Annotated in this window: 20 protein-coding genes and 2 CRISPR repeat arrays (1 of these 22 cut by a window edge); of the genes, 10 read left to right on the top strand and 10 right to left on the bottom strand. The window is 66.5% G+C overall.

Going from position 1 to position 21434, the window contains the following annotated elements; all coding sequences use genetic code 11:
- Positions 1 to 1105: a CRISPR direct-repeat array (repeat unit 29 nt; unit sequence GTGTTCCCCGCTCGCGCGGGGATGAACCG) (it extends 938 nt beyond the left edge of the window).
- 183 nt (positions 1106 to 1288) lie between these two features.
- Both istA and istB read left to right on the top strand, forming a co-directional pair.
- Entirely contained in the window at positions 1289 to 2509 is a 1221-nt protein-coding gene (istA, locus tag ACNQFN_RS11825) for an IS21 family transposase (protein WP_418648888.1), read from the top strand.
- Complete coding sequence (gene istB, locus ACNQFN_RS11820) at positions 2509 to 3297, top strand: IS21-like element helper ATPase IstB (protein ID WP_418648887.1); 789 nt, start codon at positions 2509 to 2511, stop codon at positions 3295 to 3297. Before istA ends, istB begins: the two co-directional genes overlap by 1 nt.
- Before the next feature lie 108 nt (positions 3298 to 3405).
- Positions 3406 to 3922: direct repeats of the CRISPR family, unit length 29 nt; unit sequence GTGTTCCCCGCTCGCGCGGGGATGAACCG.
- 24 nt (positions 3923 to 3946) lie between these two features.
- On the opposite strand, the gene ACNQFN_RS11815 is transcribed toward istB, so the two are convergent.
- The 5 genes from ACNQFN_RS11815 to ACNQFN_RS11795 form a co-directional block, all read right to left on the bottom strand.
- The gene (locus tag ACNQFN_RS11815; RefSeq protein WP_418646589.1) at positions 3947 to 4588 is read right to left on the bottom strand and encodes a response regulator transcription factor; all 642 of its coding nucleotides are present in this window, start codon (positions 4586 to 4588) and stop codon (positions 3947 to 3949) included.
- The gene (locus tag ACNQFN_RS11810) at positions 4572 to 6425 is read right to left on the bottom strand and encodes a sensor histidine kinase (protein WP_418646588.1); all 1854 of its coding nucleotides are present in this window, start codon (positions 6423 to 6425) and stop codon (positions 4572 to 4574) included. The genes ACNQFN_RS11815 and ACNQFN_RS11810 overlap by 17 nt, the downstream gene beginning before the upstream one ends.
- Before the next feature lie 21 nt (positions 6426 to 6446).
- Positions 6447 to 7106, bottom strand: coding sequence for a hypothetical protein (locus ACNQFN_RS11805; RefSeq protein WP_418646587.1), 660 nt, complete (start codon positions 7104 to 7106; stop codon positions 6447 to 6449).
- Between the two features lie 132 nt (positions 7107 to 7238).
- Positions 7239 to 8549 carry a homoserine dehydrogenase gene (locus ACNQFN_RS11800; protein WP_418646586.1) on the bottom strand — a complete coding sequence of 437 codons (1311 nt, stop codon included), beginning with the start codon at positions 8547 to 8549 and terminating at the stop codon, positions 7239 to 7241.
- A 31-nt stretch (positions 8550 to 8580) separates the two neighbouring features.
- Complete coding sequence (locus ACNQFN_RS11795; RefSeq protein WP_418646585.1) at positions 8581 to 9888, bottom strand: pyridoxal phosphate-dependent aminotransferase; 1308 nt, start codon at positions 9886 to 9888, stop codon at positions 8581 to 8583.
- Between the two features lie 159 nt (positions 9889 to 10047).
- Here ACNQFN_RS11795 and ACNQFN_RS11790 point away from each other — a divergent pair, with 159 nt between their 5' ends.
- A complete protein-coding gene (locus ACNQFN_RS11790; RefSeq protein WP_418646584.1) occupies positions 10048 to 10437 on the top strand; it encodes an Mth938-like domain-containing protein in 390 nt (129 codons plus the stop codon).
- Between the two features lie 6 nt (positions 10438 to 10443).
- Here ACNQFN_RS11790 and vapC read toward each other — a convergent pair whose 3' ends face one another.
- Positions 10444 to 10863 (bottom strand): type II toxin-antitoxin system tRNA(fMet)-specific endonuclease VapC, encoded by a 420-nt coding sequence (gene vapC, locus ACNQFN_RS11785; protein WP_418646583.1) that lies wholly within the window; start codon positions 10861 to 10863, stop codon positions 10444 to 10446.
- The gene (vapB, locus tag ACNQFN_RS11780) at positions 10860 to 11093 is read right to left on the bottom strand and encodes a type II toxin-antitoxin system VapB family antitoxin (protein ID WP_418646582.1); all 234 of its coding nucleotides are present in this window, start codon (positions 11091 to 11093) and stop codon (positions 10860 to 10862) included. Before vapB ends, vapC begins: the two co-directional genes overlap by 4 nt.
- 257 nt (positions 11094 to 11350) lie before the next feature.
- Between vapB and ACNQFN_RS11775 the strand changes: the two genes are divergently transcribed.
- The 5 genes from ACNQFN_RS11775 (at position 11351) to ACNQFN_RS11755 (ending at position 16706) form a co-directional block, all read left to right on the top strand.
- Complete coding sequence (locus ACNQFN_RS11775) at positions 11351 to 11800, top strand: peroxiredoxin (protein ID WP_068635149.1); 450 nt, start codon at positions 11351 to 11353, stop codon at positions 11798 to 11800.
- Between the two features lie 60 nt (positions 11801 to 11860).
- Positions 11861 to 13357, top strand: coding sequence for a PhoH family protein (locus ACNQFN_RS11770; RefSeq protein WP_418646581.1), 1497 nt, complete (start codon positions 11861 to 11863; stop codon positions 13355 to 13357).
- 137 nt (positions 13358 to 13494) lie between these two features.
- Positions 13495 to 15393, top strand: coding sequence for a DUF294 nucleotidyltransferase-like domain-containing protein (locus ACNQFN_RS11765; protein WP_068635150.1), 1899 nt, complete (start codon positions 13495 to 13497; stop codon positions 15391 to 15393).
- A complete protein-coding gene (locus tag ACNQFN_RS11760; RefSeq protein ID WP_068635151.1) occupies positions 15390 to 16037 on the top strand; it encodes a PolC-type DNA polymerase III in 648 nt (215 codons plus the stop codon). The genes ACNQFN_RS11765 and ACNQFN_RS11760 overlap by 4 nt, the downstream gene beginning before the upstream one ends.
- A gap of 102 nt (positions 16038 to 16139) precedes the next feature.
- Complete coding sequence (locus ACNQFN_RS11755) at positions 16140 to 16706, top strand: C40 family peptidase (protein WP_068635152.1); 567 nt, start codon at positions 16140 to 16142, stop codon at positions 16704 to 16706.
- Positions 16707 to 16862: 156 nt separating this feature from the next.
- Here the strand turns inward: ACNQFN_RS11755 and ACNQFN_RS11750 are convergent, their stop codons facing one another.
- Positions 16863 to 17198, bottom strand: a complete 336-nt coding sequence (locus ACNQFN_RS11750) for a DUF2325 domain-containing protein (protein ID WP_068635153.1) — start codon at positions 17196 to 17198, stop codon at positions 16863 to 16865.
- Positions 17199 to 17322: 124 nt separating this feature from the next.
- Between ACNQFN_RS11750 and ACNQFN_RS11745 the strand changes: the two genes are divergently transcribed.
- The gene (locus ACNQFN_RS11745) at positions 17323 to 18342 is read left to right on the top strand and encodes an extracellular solute-binding protein (RefSeq protein ID WP_217999551.1); all 1020 of its coding nucleotides are present in this window, start codon (positions 17323 to 17325) and stop codon (positions 18340 to 18342) included.
- Here the strand turns inward: ACNQFN_RS11745 and ACNQFN_RS11740 are convergent.
- A complete protein-coding gene (locus ACNQFN_RS11740; protein ID WP_245650832.1) occupies positions 18333 to 19361 on the bottom strand; it encodes a GGDEF domain-containing protein in 1029 nt (342 codons plus the stop codon). The two genes, ACNQFN_RS11745 and ACNQFN_RS11740, sit on opposite strands and share 10 nt — an antisense overlap.
- A gap of 101 nt (positions 19362 to 19462) precedes the next feature.
- Between ACNQFN_RS11740 and ACNQFN_RS11735 the strand changes: the two genes are divergently transcribed.
- Positions 19463 to 19660, top strand: coding sequence for a hypothetical protein (locus ACNQFN_RS11735; RefSeq protein ID WP_157659082.1), 198 nt, complete (start codon positions 19463 to 19465; stop codon positions 19658 to 19660).
- A gap of 12 nt (positions 19661 to 19672) precedes the next feature.
- Here the strand turns inward: ACNQFN_RS11735 and ACNQFN_RS11730 are convergent, their stop codons facing one another.
- Entirely contained in the window at positions 19673 to 21340 is a 1668-nt protein-coding gene (locus tag ACNQFN_RS11730) for an ABC transporter permease (protein ID WP_068635155.1), read from the bottom strand.
- Between the last annotated feature and the right edge of the window lie 94 nt (positions 21341 to 21434).

Here is a 21434-nt window from a genome sequence, read left to right as displayed (position 1 = left end):
GAACCGCAGTCGCATGAGGTCCGTTATTTTCCCTAGTAGTGTTCCCCGCTCGCGCGGGGATGAACCGGCACGCTCCGCCAGGGCCTGCGCAAATGGAACGTGTTCCCCGCTCGCGCGGGGATGAACCGAGGTGACTATGACTTTCGTGCGGGATTCTCAAGTGTTCCCCGCTCGCGCGGGGATGAACCGAAAGCCGACCAGGAACCACATTACGCGGTGAAGTGTTCCCCGCTCGCGCGGGGATGAACCGAAGGTGCAGGCCGACACGGTGAACACCGTGCGGTGTTCCCCGCTCGCGCGGGGATGAACCGCTCGCTGTCATTCTTGACGATGCCCCTGTCTAGTGTTCCCCGCTCGCGCGGGGATGAACCGGATGCCCGGCTGCTGCTGATGCCCAACGGTGCGTGTTCCCCGCTCGCGCGGGGATGAACCGGCCTCCAACTGCCTGCCCTCGCTGGCGTCCATGTGTTCCCCGCTCGCGCGGGGATGAACCGTACGAAGTGCCGGCAAACATCGTGCTCGCCGTCGTGTTCCCCGCTCGCGCGGGGATGAACCGTCGGCAAGCTTTCGCAGGAAGGCGGAAGCGGCGTGTTCCCCGCTCGCGCGGGGATGAACCGCCGCGCCAGATTGATGAACCGATGCTTCCCAAGTGTTCCCCGCTCGCGCGGGGATGAACCGGCTTCGGCCTTCCCTTTTTTATTTCTGGGGATGTGTTCCCCGCTCGCGCGGGGATGAACCGCCGAACACCGACGCCGTATCCTGCGGCATGGCGTGTTCCCCGCTCGCGCGGGGATGAACCTACCTCGTGCCCACGCCGACCGGCGAACTCGTGGTGTTCCCCGCTCGCGCGGGGATGAACCGCCAGAGCAAGACCCCAACGAACCGGAAACGTGGTGTTCCCCGCTCGCGCGGGGATGAACCGTGGTGGTGCGGGTGACGCCGCCAAATGAAACCGTGTTCCCCGCTCGCGCGGGGATGAACCGGTAGGCCGGGGGTTTTGTGGGGCGCGGGGTCGGTGTTCCCCGCTCGCGCGGGGATGAACCGCGCGAAACAGAGCCGATGCGAGCATCAGCGCGGTGTTCCCCGCTCGCGCGGGGATGAACCGCAAGAAACTGTACAGCCTGACCGGCGACAACTGTGTTCCCCGCTCGCGCGTGTCAGGCGACACCGTAAATTGACCCCCTAGCGACACGAGGAACTGACCCCCTCGTTCGCAAGGAGGCCATCGTTGGAAACGAAGCACATCAAGGTGAATCCTGTGCGCCGTGTGGTTTGCGGAGTGCAGGAGATGTTGGAGCCGGAAGCGGTCACGACGATCGTTCGGTTGGGGCAGTCGGGGTGGGGTGCGAAGCGGATTGCCAGGACGCTGGGCATCGCGCGCAACACAGCGAAGCGGTATCTGAATGCGGGCGGGCCGGTGCCCTACCAGCAGCCGCAACGTGCCAGTGTGCTCGGCGGTCATGAAACATGGCTGCGGGAGCGCTTTCTGCAGCACCGGGGCAACTGCGACGTGGTGCGCCAGCAGTTGAGCAAAGAGCTCGGGATCGACACGAGCCTGCGCACGGTCGAGCGCGCGTGCCGAGGGTTCCGCCAGGAACTCGAAGCGAGCCGCCGTGCGACGATCCGCTTCGAGACCGCGCCCGGCGAGCAGATGCAGATCGACTTCGGCCAGACGCGCGTGCTGATCGGCGGCGAGTCGGTGCGGGTGTTCCTCTTTGTGGCGACGCTGGGCCATTCGCGCAGGGGGTTCGCCTGCGCGTTCCGGCACGAGCGCCAAAGCGCCTGGTTCGCTGGCATCGAAGCCGCGTTCGCCCACTTCGGCGGACGACCGCAGACGCTCCTCGTCGACAACGCCAAGGCGCTGGTCGACAAGCACGACGCGCACACGCGCCAGGTTCGGTTCAACAGCCGCTTCGAGGCGTTCTGCCGGCACTGGGACATCGCTGCCCGGGCGTGCGCGCCGTTTCGCGCCCGCACCAAGGGCAAGACCGAGAACGGCGTGGGCTACGTGAAGAAGAACGCCATCGCCGGCCACGCCTTCGAGAGTTGGGCGGCGATGGAAGCGCACCTGGCGCGCTGGCAACGTGAGGTGGCCGACGTGCGTATCCACGGCACGACGGGCGTTGCCCCACGCGAGCGCTTCGAGCTGGAGCGCGATCACCTGCGCCCCATCGCCGGCGTCACCCCCTTCCTGCAGGTGCGCGAGCTCGTGCGCCGGGTCAATGCCGAGGGCTGCATCGAACTGGACACCAACGCCTACAGTGTGCCGTGGCGCTTGATTGGCGAGACCGTCACGGTCGTCGTTAGCGCCGATACCGTGGTGGTTGAGTACGCCGGCGAGGAAGTCGCACGCCACGCGGAACTCTCCGGTAGTCGCGGGCGCAGCATCGAGCGCAGCCATCTCTTGGGCGGCTCTCCGCCGCCAGCCGAGATCGCGGTGCCGCCACGCACCGATGCGCTGCTGCGTCCGCTGGCCGAATACGAAGCACTCGTCGGAGGGGGCTGGTGATGCTCGACACCGACCGACTCGACGAACTGCTCACCCGGCTGCGGCTCACGGCGATCCGCGACCAGCTCGACAGCCTGCTCGATGAAGCCAGCCGGGCGCAGATGACGCTGCGCGAGGCGCTACTGTTCCTGGCCGAACGCGAGGTCGCCCGACGCGACACCCGGCGTATCCAGATGGGCATGAAGCTCGCCCGCTTCCCGTGCGTGCGCACGCTCGACGGCTTCGACTTCGACGCTCAACCCTCGATTGATCCGGGGCAGATCCGGGATCTGGCCACCGGCCGCTGGATCGGCCACGGCCAGGCCCTGCTGCTGCTCGGCCCGCCCGGCGTGGGCAAGACGCACCTGGCGGTCGCACTCGGGCGTGAAGCGGTCGATCGCGGCTACACGGTGCTCTTCACCTCGGCAGCAGCGCTGATGGCAGGGCTCACGAAGGCGCACTCCGACGGGCGACTCGAGGAGAAGCTGCTGCAGCTCTCCAAGCCCAAGCTGCTGATCATCGACGAACTGGGCTACCTGCCGCTCGAGCCGGCCGCCGCGCACCTGTTCTTCCAGCTCGTGTCGCGACGCTACGAGCGCGCCAGCATGCTGATCACCAGCAACCGGCCAGTCGGCGAGTGGGGACAGGTGTTTGGCGATGCCGTGGCCGCCACCGCCATCCTCGACCGGCTGTTGCATCACAGCCAGGTGATCACGATCCGGGGCGACAGCTACCGGCTGCGCGACAAGCGCCGCAGCGGCCTTCTGCAGAAGGCCGCTGCCCCCACCCCGATCACGTCGGAGAGTTGATTAACCCAGGGGGTCAATTCCAGATGTCGTCAGGGGGTCAAATCTGCGTGTCGCTTGACAGCGCGGGGATGAACCCTCAACGGCGTCGATTCCGCCACCGCTCAGTTCGTGTTCCCCGCTCGCGCGGGGATGAACCGGTGGATTCGATAGTGGCGATCAGTTCGTGGGCGTGTTCCCCGCTCGCGCGGGGATGAACCGGAGGTCGTTTTGGTGGGCGGCGTACAAGGTGCGTGTTCCCCGCTCGCGCGGGGATGAACCGTTCTAGCCTACATGCGCATACATAGGCGGCATGTGTTCCCCGCTCGCGCGGGGATGAACCGCGGTCAATCGCGGTCTGCAGGTCCATCTGCCCGTGTTCCCCGCTCGCGCGGGGATTAACCGTGGAAACTGACGAGATAGGATGCGCTACCACTGTGTTCCCCGCTCGCGCGGGGATGAACCGCGAACGGCGCGAATATTCGATCACCACTTGAAGTGTTCCCCGCTCGCGCGGGGATGAACCGGTGGTGGTGCCCGCCTGGGTGGTTTCGCTCATGTGTTCCCCGCTCGCGCGGGGATGAACCGCCGACGTCGTTCCAGTCGTTGCTCGGCCAGTCGTGTTCCCCGCTCGCGCGGGGATGAACTGCCCTCGGACCTGCCCCGCCTCCGCTCAGTCCAAGGCCGCCGGATCGACCCGCAGGAACAGCCGCGCCAGTTCCGCCGCCGAAGACACCCCTGCCTTTTCCATGACGTGCTGGCGGTGGATATGCACCGTCTTTTCGCTGATGCCCAATTCGGCGGCGATCAGCTTGTTGGGCTGGCCGCGCGCGACTAGGTGGGCGACTTCCTGTTCGCGCGGCGACAGATGGCTCAGTGCGCTGCGGGCGGCTTCACGGCGGGCGGCCTCGTCGAGCAAGTCGGCGCAGCGGCACACCGCGGCGGCGACGGCGTCGAGCACCGCCTGGTCGTTGAACGGCTTCTCGACGAAATCGCAGGCACCGCTTTTCATCGCCTGCACCGCCATCGACACGTCGGCATGCCCGGTCATGAACAGGATGGGTGCGTCGAAGCCGCGCTCGCGCAATACCTGCTGCAGTTCCAGGCCGCTCATCGCCGGCATGCGGATGTCGAGCAGCAGGCAGCAAGGCCGTGCCGGACGGGAGCGGTTGCCGATTTCGTCGAGGAAGGATTCGGCCGATTCGAACAGGCGCACCGGCCAGCCTTCGGTTTCGAGCAGGAAACGCAGCGAGCGGCACAGCGCGGGATCGTCGTCCACCACGTAGACGAGCGCGTCTTCAGTCGGAAACGGCATGGCAGGGCAAGGAGAAGGAAAAGCACATGCCCGACGGTACATTGCTTTGCGCCCACAGGCGACCCCCGTGGGCTTCGATGATGGTCTTGCAGATCGGCAGCCCGAGGCCGAGCCCGTCCGGCTTGGTGGTGAAGAAAGGCTCGAACAGGTGGGCCTGCTGTTCCGGCGACAGCCCGCAGCCCTGGTCGATGACCTGCACCACCAGACGCTTGTCCACGATCTCCAGGCGGATGGCGATGGTCTGGCGCCCGGGCGGCAGCTCGCGGGCGGCGTCGATGGCGTTCTTCATCAGGTTCAACAGCACCTGCTGGAGCTGCGGCGCATCGGCCAGCACTTCGCAGCCAGGCGGCAGGCTGTTTTCGCAGACGATGGGCGGCGCCTGCAGCAGCATGCCTTCGATCAGCTTGCGGGCGCTGTCGACCAGCGCCGGCATGTCCACCGGCTCGCGCACCGCGCTGCGCTTGCGGGCGAAGTCGCGGATGCGGCGCATGATGCCGCCGGCACGCTCGGCCTCGCTGTCGATTTCGCCGGCGGCTTCGACCACCGCCGCCTCGGTCAGGCGGCCGTCGGCGTGGCGCCGCAGCAGGCTGCGGGCGTAGTTGCCGATGGTGGTCAGCGGCTGGTTGATCTCGTGCGCGAGGCTGCCCGACAGCTCGCCGAGGATGGACAGGCGGGACAGATGCTCCATCTGTTCCTGGTGGCTGCGCACCCGCGCCTCGGCTTCGTCGCGGGCGCGCAGCGAGGCACGCAGTTCGGCGGTGCGGCGCTGCACCAGGTGCTCGACCCGCACCGTATGCACGCCCCAGGCGGCCAGCACCAGGGCCAGCGCCAGCAGCGCGGGCCAGAAACGACGCAGCAGGCCTGCCAGCGTGACATCGCGCAGGTGGGCATAGGGGCCGGTGCGCAGCTCGCGGTACAACGCGTGCACCGACTGGTAGTCGGCCGGCACCGTCCACGCCATGCCGGTATCGCCGGGCATCGCCAGCAAGGCCTGCGCCACCTGCTTGGACAGGCCATGGCCGATGGTGCGCGTCACCGCGATCGGCCAGTCCGGATACAGCGCGGTCGACAAGCCGCAGGGAAAGGCGGCATCGGCGGCCCCCTCGCTGCGGCGGTCGGCCAGCACGCGGAAATCGTCAAGGCGCAGCTCGCCGCGCGCCGCAGCCTGCTCGATGAAGCAGCTGCGCACGACGCCGGCGTCCGCTTCGCCGCGCAGCACGGCCTCGACGATGCGCATCATCGGCACGCCGACAAAGCGGATTTCCTTCAGACTCGATTCCGCCTCGATGCCCTTCGCCAGCATTTCCCGCACGACCAGCAGATAGCCGCCGAAGGCGTCCGGCGCCATCGCCGCCAGACGTTTGCCGCGCAGGTCGCCGAACGTTTGCAGATCGCCGCGATCGCTGCGCACGATCAGCGCGGAGCCGGTCGCCTTGTCCGGCGACAGCGCCTGCGGCGAATCCAGCGTGGCGATCCGGCTCAGGCCGAATTCGTTCTCCATCGCCACGTAGTAGCCGGGGTTGGTGACGACCAGGTCGACACGCCGGTCGCGGATCGCCGCACGCAGGCTGTCAGCATCGAAATGTTCGAGATGGAAGCGGTAGCCGGGCAGGCGCTCATCCAGGAAACGGGTCAGCGGCGCCCAGTCGAGCGCCGCGGCCAGCTCTCCCTGGTAAGCGAGGACACCGATGGTGACGTCCCGGGTGCCGGTTTCGGCCTGCGCCGTACCGGGCAGCAGGCCGAAACCGGACATGCCCAGCAGACAGAGCCGGATGGTTCGGCGCAGCAAGGCCAGCCCGCGGCGTCCGGCTGGCACGTGGCACCGGGACAGGAACATCCCGCCGTCGCCCAGCATCGGCTAGAGATCCGGCGCCGAGCGCTCGGACACGCCGAAAGCCACACCTCCGCCGCCTGCACCCATCCCCATGCCACCTCCACCGCCTCCGCCACCTCGGCCCGTGCCGCCACGACCGCCCGATGCCGACGGCCGTGCCGGGCCCTGGGCCGGAATCTCCGCATCGGCCGGAACGGGCGCCAGATCCAGCGCCTGGCGGATGAAGTCGCGCAGCGACACGACCAGTTCGTCGGTATGGACGTGCTCGCCGGCCACCAGTTGGCGGCTCGCTGCCGCGGCCAGGCGCACCTGTTCCGCGGTGCCGAGCAGGATGATGTCGGACAGCGCCGCTTCCACCGCGTCGCGGATCCGCCGGGCGCGCTCCGAATTGGACGCCTGCTGCGCGGCGTCCTCGCCGCCGGCCTGGGTGTCGGCCTCGCGGCGAAGATCGCGCATGTGGGTCGGGTCGACGGTGAGCGTGCCGGTGAAGGAACCCCCCAGCGTCTTGTAGGCGGCGATCAGCGTCTTCAGGCGTTCGTTGATCTGCCGGTTCACCCGCTCGCGGCGTTGCTGGATCGAGAACATCATGATCAGCCGGATGCCCATGCTGATCAGTGTGAACAGGGCCAGGCCGATGACGGTCAGCAGCAGGTCCGGCCAGGAAGTGAAGTCGAAGAAGCGCACTTGGGTTCCGGGAAAGTCGATTTCCGAGCGGACGATTGCGGAAGCGCGGGCCTGGGCATCCTCCCCGCCCGCGTCGCAGCGCCGCTGCAGCCGGGCCGGTCAGGCCGCGGCTGCCACTCCGGATGCAGGCGCTTACTGCAGCGCTTCCATCCTCAGGCGCGTGACCTGCCCCCGCACCACCGGCAGCGCCTCGATACGGCCGATGGCGGCATTGGCGTTGCGCTCGACGGTCCGGTGCGTGAGCATGATGATGTCGGTCTGCGATTCGCCTTCGGCGGCCTCCCGCTGCAGCAGGGCCTCGATCGAGATGCCGCTGTCGGCCAGGATGCGGGTGATGTCGGCCAGCACGCCGGGCTTGTCGTCGACCCGCATGCGCAGGTAGTACGAGGTGACGACGTCCTCGATCGGCAGCACCGGCACGTCGCGCACCTGATCGGGCTGGAAGGCCAGATGCGGCACGCGGTGCTCGGGGTCGGAAGTGTGCAGGCGGGTGACGTCGACCAGGTCGGCGATGACCGCCGACGCGGTCGGCTCGGCGCCCGCGCCCTTGCCGTAGTACAGCGTGGCGCCGACCGCGTCGCCCTGCACCAGCACCGCGTTCATCGCGCCTTCGACGTTGGCGATCAGGCGCTTGGCCGGAATCAGCGTCGGATGCACGCGCAGCTCGACGCCCTGCTCGCGGCGGCGGGCGATACCGAGCAGCTTGATGCGGTAACCGAGCTGTTCGGCATAGGCGATGTCGACCGCGTCGAGCTTGCTGATGCCTTCGACGTAGGCCTTGTCGAACTGCATCGGGATGCCGAAGGCGATCGCGCTCATGATCGTCGCCTTGTGCGCAGCGTCCACGCCTTCGATGTCGAAGGTCGGATCGGCTTCGGCGTAGCCCAGCGCCTGTGCTTCCTTCAGCACCTCGGCGAAGGGCAGGCCCTTGTCGCGCATTTCGGACAGGATGAAGTTGGTGGTGCCGTTGATGATGCCGGCCAGCCATTCGATGCGGTTGGCGGTGAGGCCTTCGCGCAGCGCCTTGATGATCGGGATGCCGCCGGCCACCGCGGCCTCGAAAGCCACCATCACGCCCTTCTTCTGCGCGGCGGCGAAGATTTCGTTGCCATGCACCGCAAGCAGCGCCTTGTTGGCGGTGACGACGTGCTTGCCGTTCTCGATCGCCTGCAGCACCAGGTCCCTGGCCACACCGTAGCCGCCGATCAGTTCGACGACGATGTCGATGTCGGGGTCGGCCACGACGGCGAAGGCGTCATCGGTCAGTCTGGCCTCGCCGCCAGTAACCTTGCGGGCAAGCTCCAGGTTCTTGTCGGCCACGGTGGTGATGCAGATCGGGCGGCCCGCGCGGCGGGAAATTTCCTCGGCGTTGCGTTTCAGAACGGTGAAGGTGCCGCCGCCGACGGTACCGATGCCCAGCAGGCCAACATTGATCGGTTTCATGCAGTGTGTTCCGTGGTGTGTGAAGTAAGTGTCAGGCGCCGTGGCGCTTGCGGTAGTTTTCGAGGAAGCGGGCCAGACGGCCGATGGCCTCGCGCAGGTCGTCCTCGTGCGGCAGGAAGACCATGCGGAAATGCTGGTTGTCCGGGTAGTTGAAGCCCGAGCCCTGCACCAGCATCACGCGGGTGGCGCGCAGCACTTCCATGAAGAACTGGCGGTCGTCCTCGATCGGGTAGACCTTGGGATCGAGCCGCGGGAACATGTACAGCGCCGCCTGCGGCTTGACGCAGCTCACGCCCGGGATCGCGGTGATCAGTTCGTAGGCGATGTCGCGCTGGCGGCACAGGCGCCCGCCGGGCTTCACCAGGTCGTTGATGCTCTGATAGCCGCCCAGCGCGGTCTGGATGGCCCACTGGCCCGGCACGTTGGAGCCGAGCTTGAGGTTGGCCAGCATGTTCAGGCCTTCGATGTAGTCCTTGGCGTCGTCCTTCGGCCCGGAAATCACCATCCAGCCGGCGCGGTAGCCGCAGGAGCGGTAGGCCTTGGACAGCGAATTGAAGGTGAGCGTCAGCACGTCGGTGGACAGGCTGGCGATCGACGTGAACTTGACGCCGTCGTACAGCACCTTGTCGTAGACCTCATCGACCATCAGCACCAGGCCGTAGTCGCGCGCGATCTGGACGATGCCTTGCAGCACGTCGTCGGGATAGATCACGCCGGTGGGATTGTTGGGGTTGATGACCACGATGCCGCGGGTGCGCGGCGTGATGCGCGCGCGCATGTCGTCGAGGTCGGGCAGCCAGCCCTTGTCCTCGTCGCAGCGGTAATGCACCGGTATGCCGCCGGCGAGGCTGGCCGAGGCCGTCCACAGCGGGTAGTCCGGCGTCGGCACCAGCAGTTCGTCGCCATCGTTGAGCAGCGCGTTGGTCGCCATCACGATCAGTTCGCTGGCGCCGTTGCCCAGGTAGATGTCCTCGAGGGTCACGCCCTCGATACCCAGTTGCTGGGTGTAGTGCATCACCGCCTTGCGCGCGGCGAAGATGCCCTTGCTGTCGGAATAGCCTGCCGAATCCGGCAGGTTGCGGATCATGTCCTGCTGGATTTCCTCGGGCGCATCGAAGCCGAACGGCGCCATGTTGCCGATGTTGAGCTTGATGATCTTCTGGCCTTCGTCCTCCATCTGCTTGGCCGCATCCACGATGGGGCCGCGCACGTCGTAGAGCACGTTGTTCAGCTTGACGGACTTGCGGATCGGAGGACGCGCGACGGCCGCGCCCGCTTCGGCCCTGGCAGCCGGTTCCGGGTTGGGCATTGCGAGCTCGACTGTCTTCTCCGCTTTCATGACTGACCTTTTCGTGCAGGGAGGGAAGGAACGGCAGGGAAGAATCCCGGGGGCTTACCCCTTGCCGCAAAAGGTTGTTATCTTATCCGCGCTGCCGCACTGCGGCAATTTCCCGGCGCGCACCGAAAGCCGCACCAAGACAATCGCAAGCGACGAACGATGAAGCTCTACCAGGACAGCAACGACAAGTTCAACGTCGTCACCGGCTATGGCGACGACCACGTGATGGTCAACAAGGTGCGCCACGACGGCAACCTGATCGTGACCGCGGACGGCATCCACACCGGCTGGGCGCCCGCTGCCCGCGGCGACCTGGCCGCGCTGACGGCCGACGACCTGGCGGCGGTGGCCGAACTGCGGCCCGAGATCGTCATCGTCGGCACCGGCCGGCGCCAGCGCTTTCCCTCTCCCGCCCTGCTCCGTCCGCTGATCGAGGCAGGCATCGGCTTCGAGTTCATGGACCTGCCCGCGGCCTGCCGCACCTACAACATCCTGGTCGGCGAAGGCCGCTCGGTCGCGGTCGCGCTGCTGTTCGAAGCGGCCGGCTGAAGCGCTTCACGGCTCGATCCAGTTTTCCAGCCGAAGCCCGGGAACACGCTGGAATTCGCGCAGATTGTTGCTCACCAGCGTCAGCCCCCGGCTCCGGGCATGCCCGGCGATGTGAAGGTCATTGACGCCGATGGGCTGGCCCTGCCGCTCCAATGCGGCGCGGACCTGCCCGTAGTGAGCCGCGGCAGCTTCGTCATAGGCCAGAACCTGAAGGCGGCTGCTGAAATCCTGCACAGCGAGGAAATTGCGTGCCGGATCGCTGCTTTTTTCCACCCCATGCATCAGTTCGGCCAGCGTGATGCTGGAAATGGCCATGCGGCCGTGGTGGCGGTTGAAACTGGCGAGCGCGGCGATCGGCCGGCGTTTGATGACGTAGATCGCAATGTTGGTGTCGAGCAGATGGCTGAGCAGCGCGGGCGCATTCATAGCCCTTCGCGCTCCAGCTGCGATTGATCCGCTCGCTCGCTCATGAAATCGTCGCTGACCGTATGACTACCGAGAAAGAAACTGTCCCAGGCCGACTCGGCTGGCGCGATGATGCGTTCGTTGCCGACCACGCGCACGCTCACTTTCTTGACCTCGGCCGGGAAGCGGGCTTCGGCAGGCAGGCGCACGGCCTGTGTGCGGTTGTTGGTAAAAACGGTCGTGGTGGTCATGATCGCTCCTCCTTCATCTGCGATATACATCGACTATATACACTGACCACGAGACGGACAAGGATCGCATCGCGCTCGGCCAGCGGCCCGCATGGCCGAACGACCGGCTGCCGACGGACGATTGCGGGCGAAACCTTGCTCCGCTACCCTGCGTCGAAACGTATGCGCGCATGGCGAGGCCGCTCCGGCCTGCCGCCATGCACGGAATGCCCCGCTTTCCGCCGCCCCCGACGCTCGAAGAACATACGGAGAACCGCATGAGTCTTGCCCCCGATTTCACCCTGCCCGCCACCGGCGGCCGCAACGTCACGCTGTCCGAACTGCGCGGCCGCAAGCTGGTGATCTATTTCTACCCCAAGGACAACACGCCCGGCTGCACCAACGAAACCAGGGACTTCGGCGCTCTGTACGCGGAGTACGCCGCCGCCGGCTGCGAGGTGTTCGGCATCAGCCGCGACAGCATCAGGAGCCACGAGAACTTCAAGGCCAAGCTGGAACTGCCGTTCGAACTGATTTCCGACCCCGAGGAAGCGGCCTGCGAAGCCTTCGGCGTGATGAAGCTGAAGAACATGTACGGCAAGCAGGTGCGCGGCATCGAGCGCAGCACTTTCGTGATCGACGCCGACGGCCGCATCGCCCGCGAATGGCGCGGCGTCAAGGTGCCGGGCCACGCTGCGGACGTGCTTGCCGTGGTGCAGTCGCTCTGATCCACCCCTTTCGGCGCACCGCTTCGCTGCGCGCCTCCCCTCTTCCATCCGAGCCAGACCATGCCCTCGACCACCAAGACCAAGACGCCGAAGGCGCAAGCCAAGACACCGAAAACTGTCGCGACCGCTTCCGCCAAGCGCGGCAAGGCGGTGAAGCAGAGCGCCTGCAAGCACGACTGCAAGCTCTTCGTGCTGGACACCAACGTGCTGATGCACGACCCCACCAGCCTGTATCGCTTCGAGGAGCACGACCTCTACGTGCCGATCATGACGCTGGAGGAACTGGACAACAACAAGAAGGGCACGACCGAAGTCGCGCGCAACACCCGCCAGGCCAGCCGCATGCTGGACGAGATCGTCACCACCTCTCCCGACGGCATCGACGAAGGCATCGCGCTCGACCTGCCGTCGCACGGCCTCGCCACCGGCCGGCTCTTCCTGCAGACCGAGGCGATCGACGCCGCGCTGCCCGCCGCGCTGCCCACCGCGCGCGGCGACAATCAGATCCTGGCCGTCGTCACCTACCTGGCCGAGCGCCACCCCGAGCGTGAAGTCATCCTGGTGTCGAAGGACATCAACATGCGCATCAAGGCCCGCGCGCTCGGGCTTGCGGCGCAGGATTACTTCAATGACAAGGTGCTCGAGGACACCGACCTGCTCTACTCCGGCGCGCGCGAACTGCCGGCCGACTTCTGGGACACCCACGGCCGCGGCATGGAGTCGTGGAAGGAAGAGGGCCACACCTATTACCGTGTGAGCGGACCACTGGCGCCGGACCTGCTGGTCAACGAGTTCGTCTTCGAGACCAGCGGCGACAATCCGCTGCAGACCTGGGTCAAGGAACGCGACGGCGGCAAGGTGCTGCTCGAGACCGTGGTGGACTACAGCCACCAGAAGAACAACGTATGGGGCATCACCGCGCGCAACCGCGAGCAGAACTTCGCGCTGAACCTGCTGATGAACCCGGACATCGACTTCGTCACCCTGCTCGGCCAGGCCGGCACCGGCAAGACCCTGCTGACGCTGGCCGCCGGCCTGACCCAGGTGCTCGAATCCAAGCGCTACTCCGAGATCATCATGACCCGCGTGACGGTGTCGGTGGGCGAGGACATCGGCTTCCTGCCCGGTACCGAGGAAGAGAAGATGGCGCCGTGGATGGGCGCACTGGAGGACAACCTCGACGTGCTCAACGGCACCGCCGGCGAAGGCGGCGACTGGGGCCGCGCCGCCACGCGCGACCTGATCCGCAGCCGGATCAAGATCAAGAGCCTGAACTTCATGCGCGGGCGCACCTTCCTGAACAAGTTCCTGATCATCGACGAGGCACAGAACCTGACGCCCAAGCAGATGAAGACCCTGATCACCCGCGCCGGCCCCGGTACCAAGGTGGTCTGCATGGGCAACATCGCCCAGATCGACACGCCCTACCTGACCGAAGGCTCGTCGGGCCTGACCTTCGTCGTCGATCGCTTCAAGGGCTGGGCGCATTCGGGCCACATCACGCTGCAGCGCGGCGAGCGCTCGCGCCTGGCCGACTACGCTGCCGACGTGCTGTAAGTTTCCTTTCCGCCGGCACGCTTTTCGTCCCCGCTCTCCGCGCAAACCGCTGCCGGCGGGTAGCCGCTTGCGCGCGGACAAGCCATTGTCCCGGCAGCCCCCTATAATCGGCGCATCCGACCGACGACAGAACCGTCATGACCGCCATCGCCGCCGACCTGCTGGTGGGAGCCAGCACGGACTTCCTGCGCCGCTTCTCGCCCTTCGACCGCATGGAAGCCGAGGCTCTCGCCTTCCTCGCCGAGCGCGCCGCACTTGCCTTCCACCCGCGCGGCAGTGAGATCCTGACGCCCGAGATGGGCGTGCCGCGCCATTTCCACATCATCCAGCGCGGCAAGATCCAGGCGCGCCAGGTGGTCGCTTCCGCCCTGAGCGAATACGCCAGCCTGCCGCTCGGCCCGGGCGAGTGCTTCCCGATCGGTGCGATTTCCGCCCGGCGTCCGTCGACCAACGCCTATGTGGCGGTCGAAGACAGCTTCTGCTTCCAGATCGATGCGGACGACTTCCTGCAGTTGATGGAAACGAGCCCGGCCCTCCATTTGTTCTGCACACAGTACATCGCCAGCCTGCTCAACCAGTCGCGCGAGCAGTTGCAGGCCGCGTTCGCACAGCGCGCGGCCGAGCAGCAGACGATGACGACCACGCTGGGCCAGCTCATCAAGCGCGAACCCGTCTGCTTCTCTCCCGACACGCCGGCACGCGAAGTGCTCGAGCAGATGGACGCACAGCACATCGGCTGCGCAGTGATGACCGACCAGGAACGCCACCCCGTCGGCATCCTGACCCAGAGCGATCTGCTGCCGCGCGTGATCCTCGCCGCCTTCGATCTCGGCAACCCGGTCGGCGAACTGATGACGGCCAACCCCCACCAGCTCGCCACCACCGCTTCGGCCTACGATGCCGCGCTGGCGATGGCCACGCACGGCGTGCGCCACATCCTGGTGGTGGACGCCGAAGGCCGGCTCAAGGGCGTCGTCTCCGAGCGCGACCTGTTCTCGCTGCAGCGCATCGGCCTGCGGCAGATTCGTGCGGGCATCGACAACGCTGCGGACATCGAATCGCTGCAGCGCGCCAGCAAGGACATCCGCCAGCTCGCCCTCAACCTCATCGCCCAGGGCATCGCAGCGGAGCAGCTCACCCAGTTCATCTCGACGCTCAACGATGCGCTGACGCGCCGCATCATCCAGCTCGCGCTCGAAAACCACGACCTGACCGGCATCAACTTCGGCTGGATGGCTTTCGGTTCCGAGGGCCGGCACGAACAGACGCTATCCACCGACCAGGACAACGGCATCATCTGGCAATGCGCCGAGTGGGAAAACCCGGTATCGATCCGCAGCAGGCTGATCGCCTTCGCCAAGGAGGTCAATGCCAGCCTCGCCCTCTGCGGCTTCCCGCTGTGCAAGGGCAACATCATGGCGAGCAACCCCGAGCTGTGCCTGACGCTGGACGAATGGAAGTCGCGCTTCGGCGCCTGGATCCGCGAACCCGACCCCGAAGCCCTGCTCAACGCCTCGATCTTCTTCGACTTCCGCGTGCTGTACGGCAACGAACGCCTCGGCGACCAGCTCCGCAGCTGGCTCAACAGGACGGTGCGCGGCAACGCCGCCTTCCTGCGCATGATGGCGGCCAACGCGCTCTCGGTGACGCCGCCGCTCGGCCGCCTGCGCGACTTCGTGGTCGAGGAGAATGGCTGCATCGACCTGAAGAAATCGGGCGCGCGGCTGTTCGTCGATGTCGCCCGCATCATCGCCCTGCGCATCGGCATCGATTCCAGCAGCACCGCCCAGCGTCTGCGCCAGGCCAGCGGCAAGATGGGCGTGTCCGCCGACGAAGTGTCGGCCATCATCGACGGCTTCCACTTCATCCAGTTGCTGCGCCTGCGCTCCCAGCACCTCGAGACCGAACATGGCGCGCCGGACGACAACCAGGTCGATCCCGACACCCTCAACGAACTCGATCGCCGCATCCTGAAGGAAGCTTTCCGCCAGGCGCGCAAGCTGCAGATCCGGATCAAGCTCGACTACCAGCTATGAGCAAATGGCTGAGCCGCTTTCTCGCCCCGTCGCAGGCCGGGGCCCCGCTCTCGGACGAGGGCGCCCAGGCCCTGCAGCGCTGGACCGAACTGGCCCCGGCCGACACCAGCACGGCGCATTTCGAAACCCGCTACGTGGTGCTCAACACCGAGGCCACCGGCCTGGATCTCGACAAGGACCGGCTGATCGCCGTCGCGGCACTGGCCGTGGATGGCGGCCTGCTCGCCCCGCGCGACAGCTACTACGGCACCCTGGCCCCCAACCCCGCCTCCACCCTCGCCGAACTGCTCGGCGTGGCCGGCAAGGCGCCACGGGTCGTGTTCAACGCCGCACTCAACCGCAGCCTGCTCGAACACGCCTTCGACGAACACCTGGGCATCGAACCCGACGACCAGTGGATCGATCTCTATTTCCTGCTGCCCGCGCTGTTTCCCGAACGCATCGAGCGCCCGGCGAAGCTCGCCGCCTGGATGGAGAGCTTCGGCATCGAGACCTTCCAGCGCCACCACGCGCTGGGCGACGCCTGGGCCATCGCCCAGCTGCTCCTCGTCGCGCAGGCCCGGGCTGCCGAACAGGGAGTGCATACGCCACGCGCACTCGCAGACCTCGAACGCAGCCAGCGGCAGTATCGCAACCGGCTGTAAACAGAGGCCGTGGGCAGCCTATGCAGGCTGACCACGGCCTTGCCCGGCGTCCATGCCAGCCGCTTGTTTACAAGCCTGTTACATTTGCGTATATTCCGCCGAATGCAAATTCGCCGCCTCCTCCTCGTGCTGACGCTCGCCCTCTCGGGAATCCAGGCCACGCACGCGGACGAACCCATGCAGCAGATGGCAATGGGCATGGCGAACAGCGAATCCCCGAGCAGTGGCGACACGGGCAGCGACTACGTTTCGGCCGCCGAACAGCTCGTCGATCAGGCGCTTGCCTATCTCGGCGTACGCTACCGCTTCGGCGGCACCTCGCCTGAAACAGGCCTCGACTGCAGCGGCCTGGTGCTGAACGTGTTCCGCAACGCCATCGGCTTCGATCTGCCGCGCACTGCCGCCGAGATGTCCCGGCTGGGCGACAAGATCGGCCGCCAGGAACTGAAACCGGGCGACCTCGTCTTCTTCAACACGATGCGCCGCGCCTTTTCCCACGTCGGCATCTACCTGGGCGACGGCAAGTTCGTACACGCGCCGTCCACCGGCGGCAAGGTACGTGTCGAGGCGCTTTCGAGCAGCTACTGGTCCAAGCGCTTCAACGGCGCCCGCCGCCTGATCGACGAAGACAGCGGCTCCACTGCCGACAGCTTCGCCGCCATCCGCTGATCCGGCTTCACATCCGCTCGACACCTGCGCCCACGCTCCGTCGCCGGCAGTGCATCAACGTGAAAGGCGTTCGATTGCCGCTCGTTCGCAGCAATCGAACGCCTTCTTCGTCTGCGGCGGCCGGCTACCGACCCGGTGCCGTTCCCGCGGCAACTCTCAATGCTTCTGCCGACACTTCTTTGCCACGGTGCACGTCGAACACTTCTCCGCCATGCGCTGGCCCAGCGCCTGCTGCAGCGCGCAGGTCGAGCGCCTGCAGCACACGAACATCACGCCTTCGCGGTTGGCCGCCTCACGGAATCGCTGCATGACGTTGTGGCCGATGAAATCGGTGAACAGGATCACCATGCCGATTCCCGCGGGCAGAGAGCTGCTGCGGCGCTGGTGGGTGGTGTCCCGGCCGCTGACGTGGCCGGCGATGCGAATGCCGAAGTTCGACAGGATGTCGGGAATGTTGCCAAGACGATCTGCGCCAACGAGGAGTGCGTCCATGTCCGTATCCGATAGTTGCGAATGATTATCACTATTAAGACATGAAATGAACGCCTTTGCAACTGCGAACTCTTCTCGTTTAATATCCGGACCTCAACGACTGCCACGGAAGACCTCCAAAATGATGAAGAAAGCCACCATCATCGCCCTGCTGTCCACGTTCGCCATTGCAGCGCCGATTGCGTACGCGGCCGACACCGAACTGAACATCTACTCCGCCCGCCATTACCAGACCGACGAAGCCCTGTACGGCAACTTCACCAAGCAGACCGGCATCAAGATCAACCGCATCGAAGCCAAGGAAGACGAGCTGCTTGAGCGCATCCGCAACGAAGGCGCCAACAGCCCGGCAGACATCTTCATCACCGTGGACATCTCGCGCCTGGCCCATGCCGACAAGATGGGCATCTTCGCGCCGGTGAAGTCGGCAGTGCTGGAAGAGAGGATTCCGGCCAATCTGCGCACCGAGCGCTGGTTCTCGTTCTCGCAGCGCGCACGCATCATCGTCTACAACCCCGAGCTTGTTCAGGCCGAGCAGGTCCAGACCTACGAGCAGCTCGCCGACCCGGCGCTGAAAGGCAAGGTGTGCACCCGCTCGGGCAGCCACCCCTACAACCTGTCGCTGGGCGCCGCTCTGATCAAGCACAACGGCGAGGAAGCCGCCGCCAAGTGGGCGAGCGGCGTGGTCGACAACTTCGCTCGCGCGCCCAAGGGCGGCGACACCGACCAGATCAAGGCCGTCGCGGCCGGTGAGTGCGGCGTCACCATCGCCAACAGCTACTACCTCGCCCGCCTGATGAACTCGCCGCGCCCGGCGGATCAGGAAGTGGTCGCCAAGGTCAAGGCGGTGTGGCCCAACCAGCAGAGCTGGGGCACCCACGTCAACGTTTCCGGCGCCGGCATGCTGAAGACCGCGCCGCACAAGGAAGCCGCGGTCAAGTTCCTCGAATACCTGGCCTCCGACGAAGCCCAGACTTACTTCGCCAACGGCAACAACGAATGGCCGGTGGTGCCCTCGGTCAAGGTCGACAATGCCGCGCTCGACAAGCTGGGCAAGTTCAAGGCGGATTCGATCCAGATCGGCGAACTGGCCGACACCGTCGCCGAAGCGCAGAAGATCTACGACCGCGCCGGCTATCGCTGACAGCCGGCGCCGGCGGACGAGCCCCGATCGTCTTCGGGGCATTCCCGGCTGACGGGCTTCGCGTCGTTCCAGGACGCGAAGCCCGTTTCTCTTTCGCCGTCCGCCCCGCTGTCAGGCGCATGCCCTGCCAGCACCGCACGATTACGGCCAGTGCGCTTGGCCTCATACAGCGCCTCATCGGCGCGCGTGAAGATTTCGTCGAAGCCTTCATCTTCCGGATCGAGCATGGCCACGCCAATGCTCACGGAAAAGCGCAAGGGCTTGCCATCCACGATGGCCGGGCTCGACGCAATCAGTTCGCGCAGACGCGTGGCCGCGCGCAGCGCGCCCGCATCGCCCTCGATACAGGGCAACAGGACGCCGAACTCCTCGCCACCCAGACGGGCGAACACGTCGGCCTCGCGCAGATGGAGAGAAACCAGTCCGGAAAAGTGCCGCAACACCTCATCGCCAGCCGCATGTCCGTACGTATCATTGATGCGCTTGAAGTGATCGAGGTCGAGCAGCAACAGGCAGGCCTGCGAGCCGTGGCGGCGTACCCGGCCCAGTTCACCATTGACCATCTCGGCGAAATTGCGCCGGTTCCACAGCCCGGTCAGCGGATCGCTGGTCGCCAGCAGCAGCAGGCTCTCCTCCATCGCCTTGCGCGAACTGATGTCCTGGTGCAGGCCGACGGCCCGCAGGGGCTTGCCTTCGTCGTCGCGTTCGAGCACGCGTCCGGAATCCTGCACCCACACCCAGCGGCCGTCGGCGTGGCGGAGACGGTATTCAGCGGCGTAGGACTCGGTTTCTCCCCGCAGATGGGGTAGCAGCGCGGACTGGATACCGCTCCAGTCGTCCGGATGCACGAGCACCTCCCACGACGACACGTCCGGCGCAAGCTCCTCGGGCCGCCGACCCAGCATGGATGCCCACAAGGGGCTGAAACTCATCCTGCCGGACGGAATGTCCCAGTCCCAGATCCCGAGTGAAGCGCTCTCCAGCGCCATCAGCAGGGCGCGCTCGTCCATCAGCGCCATGTGCGGCTCCCTATGGCAGACAACACGTGGAGCGCCAGGGCCCGGCGAATCGGCGCAAGCCCGAGCGCTTCACCGGCCGTGCGGGCCAGCGGAGCGGGGGCATGAATGGGCTTCGTTGCTATCTGCATGTTCTCGCATCGTCGGAAAATGACAGGCGCGCCGCGCAGGCAAAGCGCCGCGCCGGCAGAACAACTTGCCCGCGCGATTATCCTCGATGCGAATTGGCCAGGAAAGGCGACGGCATCACGTTCCTGCCCGTCTTTGCCGTCTTTGCAACCAGCGCGGACGGCTCCGCATGAAGATCGGATTGCTCAATCCTTCCGCCTGCTGGCCTTCAGGATCTGACGCGACAGCACGATCATCGGCAGCAGGCCGACGGCGACGATGGTCAGCGCCGCGGTCGATGCCTCGGTCAGGCGCTCGTCGGCTGCCAGCGTATGCGCCTGCGTCGCCAGGGTGTCGAAGTTGAACGGCCGGATCACCAGCGTGGCCGGCAGCTCCTTCATCACATCGACGAACACCAGCAGCGCCGCCGACAGCAGGCTGCCGCGCAGGATCGGCACATGGACCCGGCGCAGCGTCGCCCATTTGCCGAAGCCCAGGCTGCGCGCCGCATCGTCCATGCTCGGCGTGATCTTGCCCAGGCTGGATTCGACCGCATGCAGCGCCACCGCCAGGAAGCGGGCGAGATAGGCGTAAACCAGCGCAGCGATGCCGCCGGTCAGGATCAGACCCGGATTGACGTCGAACGCCGCCTGCCAGGCCTGCGCCAGCCAGGCGTCGAGCCGTGTCACCGGGATCAGCACGCCGACCGCGATCACCGAGCCCGGCACCGCATAGCCGAGGCCGACGATGCGGTTCAACGCCGCCGGCAACGACGAGCGGGCAAGCCGCGCCGCATAGGCCAGCACCACCGCCAGCACCACCGCCAGCACAGCCGTCACCGCCGCCAGCACGAAGCTGTTGCGCGCCAGTTGCAGGAAGCGCGGGCCGAACTGGGCATCGCCTTCGACGAAAGCCATCTGCAGCAGCAACCCGGCCGGCAGCAGGAAACCCAGCAGCAGCGGCATGAAGCAGGCGAAACTCGCCAGCAGCCCCCAGCCCGGCGACAGCCGCCTGCGCGCCGGCGCCCCCTGCTGGCGCGAGGTGTTGTTGAAGCGCGCCCGCCCCCGGCTGGCGAACTCCAGGCTCAGCACGATGACGACGAAGGCCAGCAGCGCGGCGGCGAGCTGGGCCGCGGCCACGCGGTCGCCGAGCGAGAACCAGGCGCGGTAGATGCCGGTGGTGAAGGTCTGCACGCCGAAGTACGACACGGTGCCGAAGTCGGCCAGGGTTTCCATCAGCGCCAGCGCCGTGCCGGCCACCACCGCCGGCCGCGCCAGCGGCAGCGACACGCGCAGGAAGCAGCCCCAGGGCCCGAGCCCCAGCGAACGTCCCGCCTCCAGCATGCCGCCGGCACGTTCGAGGAAGGCCGCACGGACCAGGATGTAGGCGTAGGGATAGAGCACGAACATGAACATCGTCACCGCGCCGCCCACGGTGCGCACGTCCGGAAACCAGTAGTCGCCCGCGCGCCAGCCGAACAGTTCGCGCAACCCGGTCTGCACCGGCCCGACGAACTGCAGGAAGTCGGTATACACGTAGGCCATCACGTAGGCCGGCACCGCCATCGGCAGGATCAGCGCCCATTCGTAGAAGCGGCGCCCGGGGAAATCCAGCATCGTCGTCAGCCAGGCGGTGGTCACGCCGATCGACGCCACGCCCAGGCCGACGCCGACGCACATCACCACGGTGTTGAAGACGAATTCGCCCAGCACCGTTTCGCTGAGATGCGTCCAGGTATCGCTGGTCCCTCCCGTGAAGACGTTGGAAAACACCGACAGCACAGGCGCGGCGATCAAGGCCGCGATGATCACCGCGGCCACGGTCAAAGATGACCAGCGCAGGCTCGTGGCGGCCTGCCCTCCCTTGTTGTTCATTCTGGTTCCGTCGTTGTCGGGCCCGGTCTGCCGCCGCCTGGCCCCTTGCAGAGGAGGAGAATTATAATTGATCGCATTTGTTGCGCGTTACGAT

Source organism: Thauera butanivorans, from assembly GCF_048398245.1.
Classification (GTDB): Bacteria; Pseudomonadota; Gammaproteobacteria; order Burkholderiales; family Rhodocyclaceae; genus Thauera; species Thauera butanivorans.
Note: the sequence above shows the minus strand (reverse complement) of the source record. Positions and strands in the feature narration are given on the sequence as shown.

Bases quoted from the DNA above. Each gene is read 5' to 3' on its own strand.
- ACNQFN_RS11815 (WP_418646589.1), bottom strand. From the start codon at position 4,588: ATGCCGTTTCCGACTGAAGACGCGCTCGTCTACGTGGTGGACGACGAT.
- ACNQFN_RS11750 (WP_068635153.1), bottom strand. From the start codon at position 17,198: ATGGACGCACTCCTCGTTGGCGCAGATCGTCTTGGCAACATTCCCGAC.
- ACNQFN_RS11770 (WP_418646581.1), top strand. From the start codon at position 11,861: ATGCCCTCGACCACCAAGACCAAGACGCCGAAGGCGCAAGCCAAGACA.
- ACNQFN_RS11765 (WP_068635150.1), top strand. From the start codon at position 13,495: ATGACCGCCATCGCCGCCGACCTGCTGGTGGGAGCCAGCACGGACTTC.
- ACNQFN_RS11775 (WP_068635149.1), top strand. From the start codon at position 11,351: ATGAGTCTTGCCCCCGATTTCACCCTGCCCGCCACCGGCGGCCGCAAC.
- ACNQFN_RS11760 (WP_068635151.1), top strand. From the start codon at position 15,390: ATGAGCAAATGGCTGAGCCGCTTTCTCGCCCCGTCGCAGGCCGGGGCC.
- vapC (WP_418646583.1), bottom strand. From the start codon at position 10,863: ATGAATGCGCCCGCGCTGCTCAGCCATCTGCTCGACACCAACATTGCG.
- ACNQFN_RS11795 (WP_418646585.1), bottom strand. From the start codon at position 9,888: ATGAAAGCGGAGAAGACAGTCGAGCTCGCAATGCCCAACCCGGAACCG.
- ACNQFN_RS11730 (WP_068635155.1), bottom strand. From the start codon at position 21,340: ATGAACAACAAGGGAGGGCAGGCCGCCACGAGCCTGCGCTGGTCATCT.
- ACNQFN_RS11810 (WP_418646588.1), bottom strand. From the start codon at position 6,425: ATGTTCCTGTCCCGGTGCCACGTGCCAGCCGGACGCCGCGGGCTGGCC.
- ACNQFN_RS11755 (WP_068635152.1), top strand. From the start codon at position 16,140: ATGCAAATTCGCCGCCTCCTCCTCGTGCTGACGCTCGCCCTCTCGGGA.
- ACNQFN_RS11790 (WP_418646584.1), top strand. From the start codon at position 10,048: ATGAAGCTCTACCAGGACAGCAACGACAAGTTCAACGTCGTCACCGGC.
- ACNQFN_RS11740 (WP_245650832.1), bottom strand. From the start codon at position 19,361: ATGGCGCTGATGGACGAGCGCGCCCTGCTGATGGCGCTGGAGAGCGCT.
- ACNQFN_RS11735 (WP_157659082.1), top strand. From the start codon at position 19,463: ATGAATGGGCTTCGTTGCTATCTGCATGTTCTCGCATCGTCGGAAAAT.
- vapB (WP_418646582.1), bottom strand. From the start codon at position 11,093: ATGACCACCACGACCGTTTTTACCAACAACCGCACACAGGCCGTGCGC.
- ACNQFN_RS11800 (WP_418646586.1), bottom strand. From the start codon at position 8,549: ATGAAACCGATCAATGTTGGCCTGCTGGGCATCGGTACCGTCGGCGGC.
- ACNQFN_RS11745 (WP_217999551.1), top strand. From the start codon at position 17,323: ATGAAGAAAGCCACCATCATCGCCCTGCTGTCCACGTTCGCCATTGCA.
- istB (WP_418648887.1), top strand. From the start codon at position 2,509: ATGCTCGACACCGACCGACTCGACGAACTGCTCACCCGGCTGCGGCTC.
- istA (WP_418648888.1), top strand. From the start codon at position 1,289: ATGTTGGAGCCGGAAGCGGTCACGACGATCGTTCGGTTGGGGCAGTCG.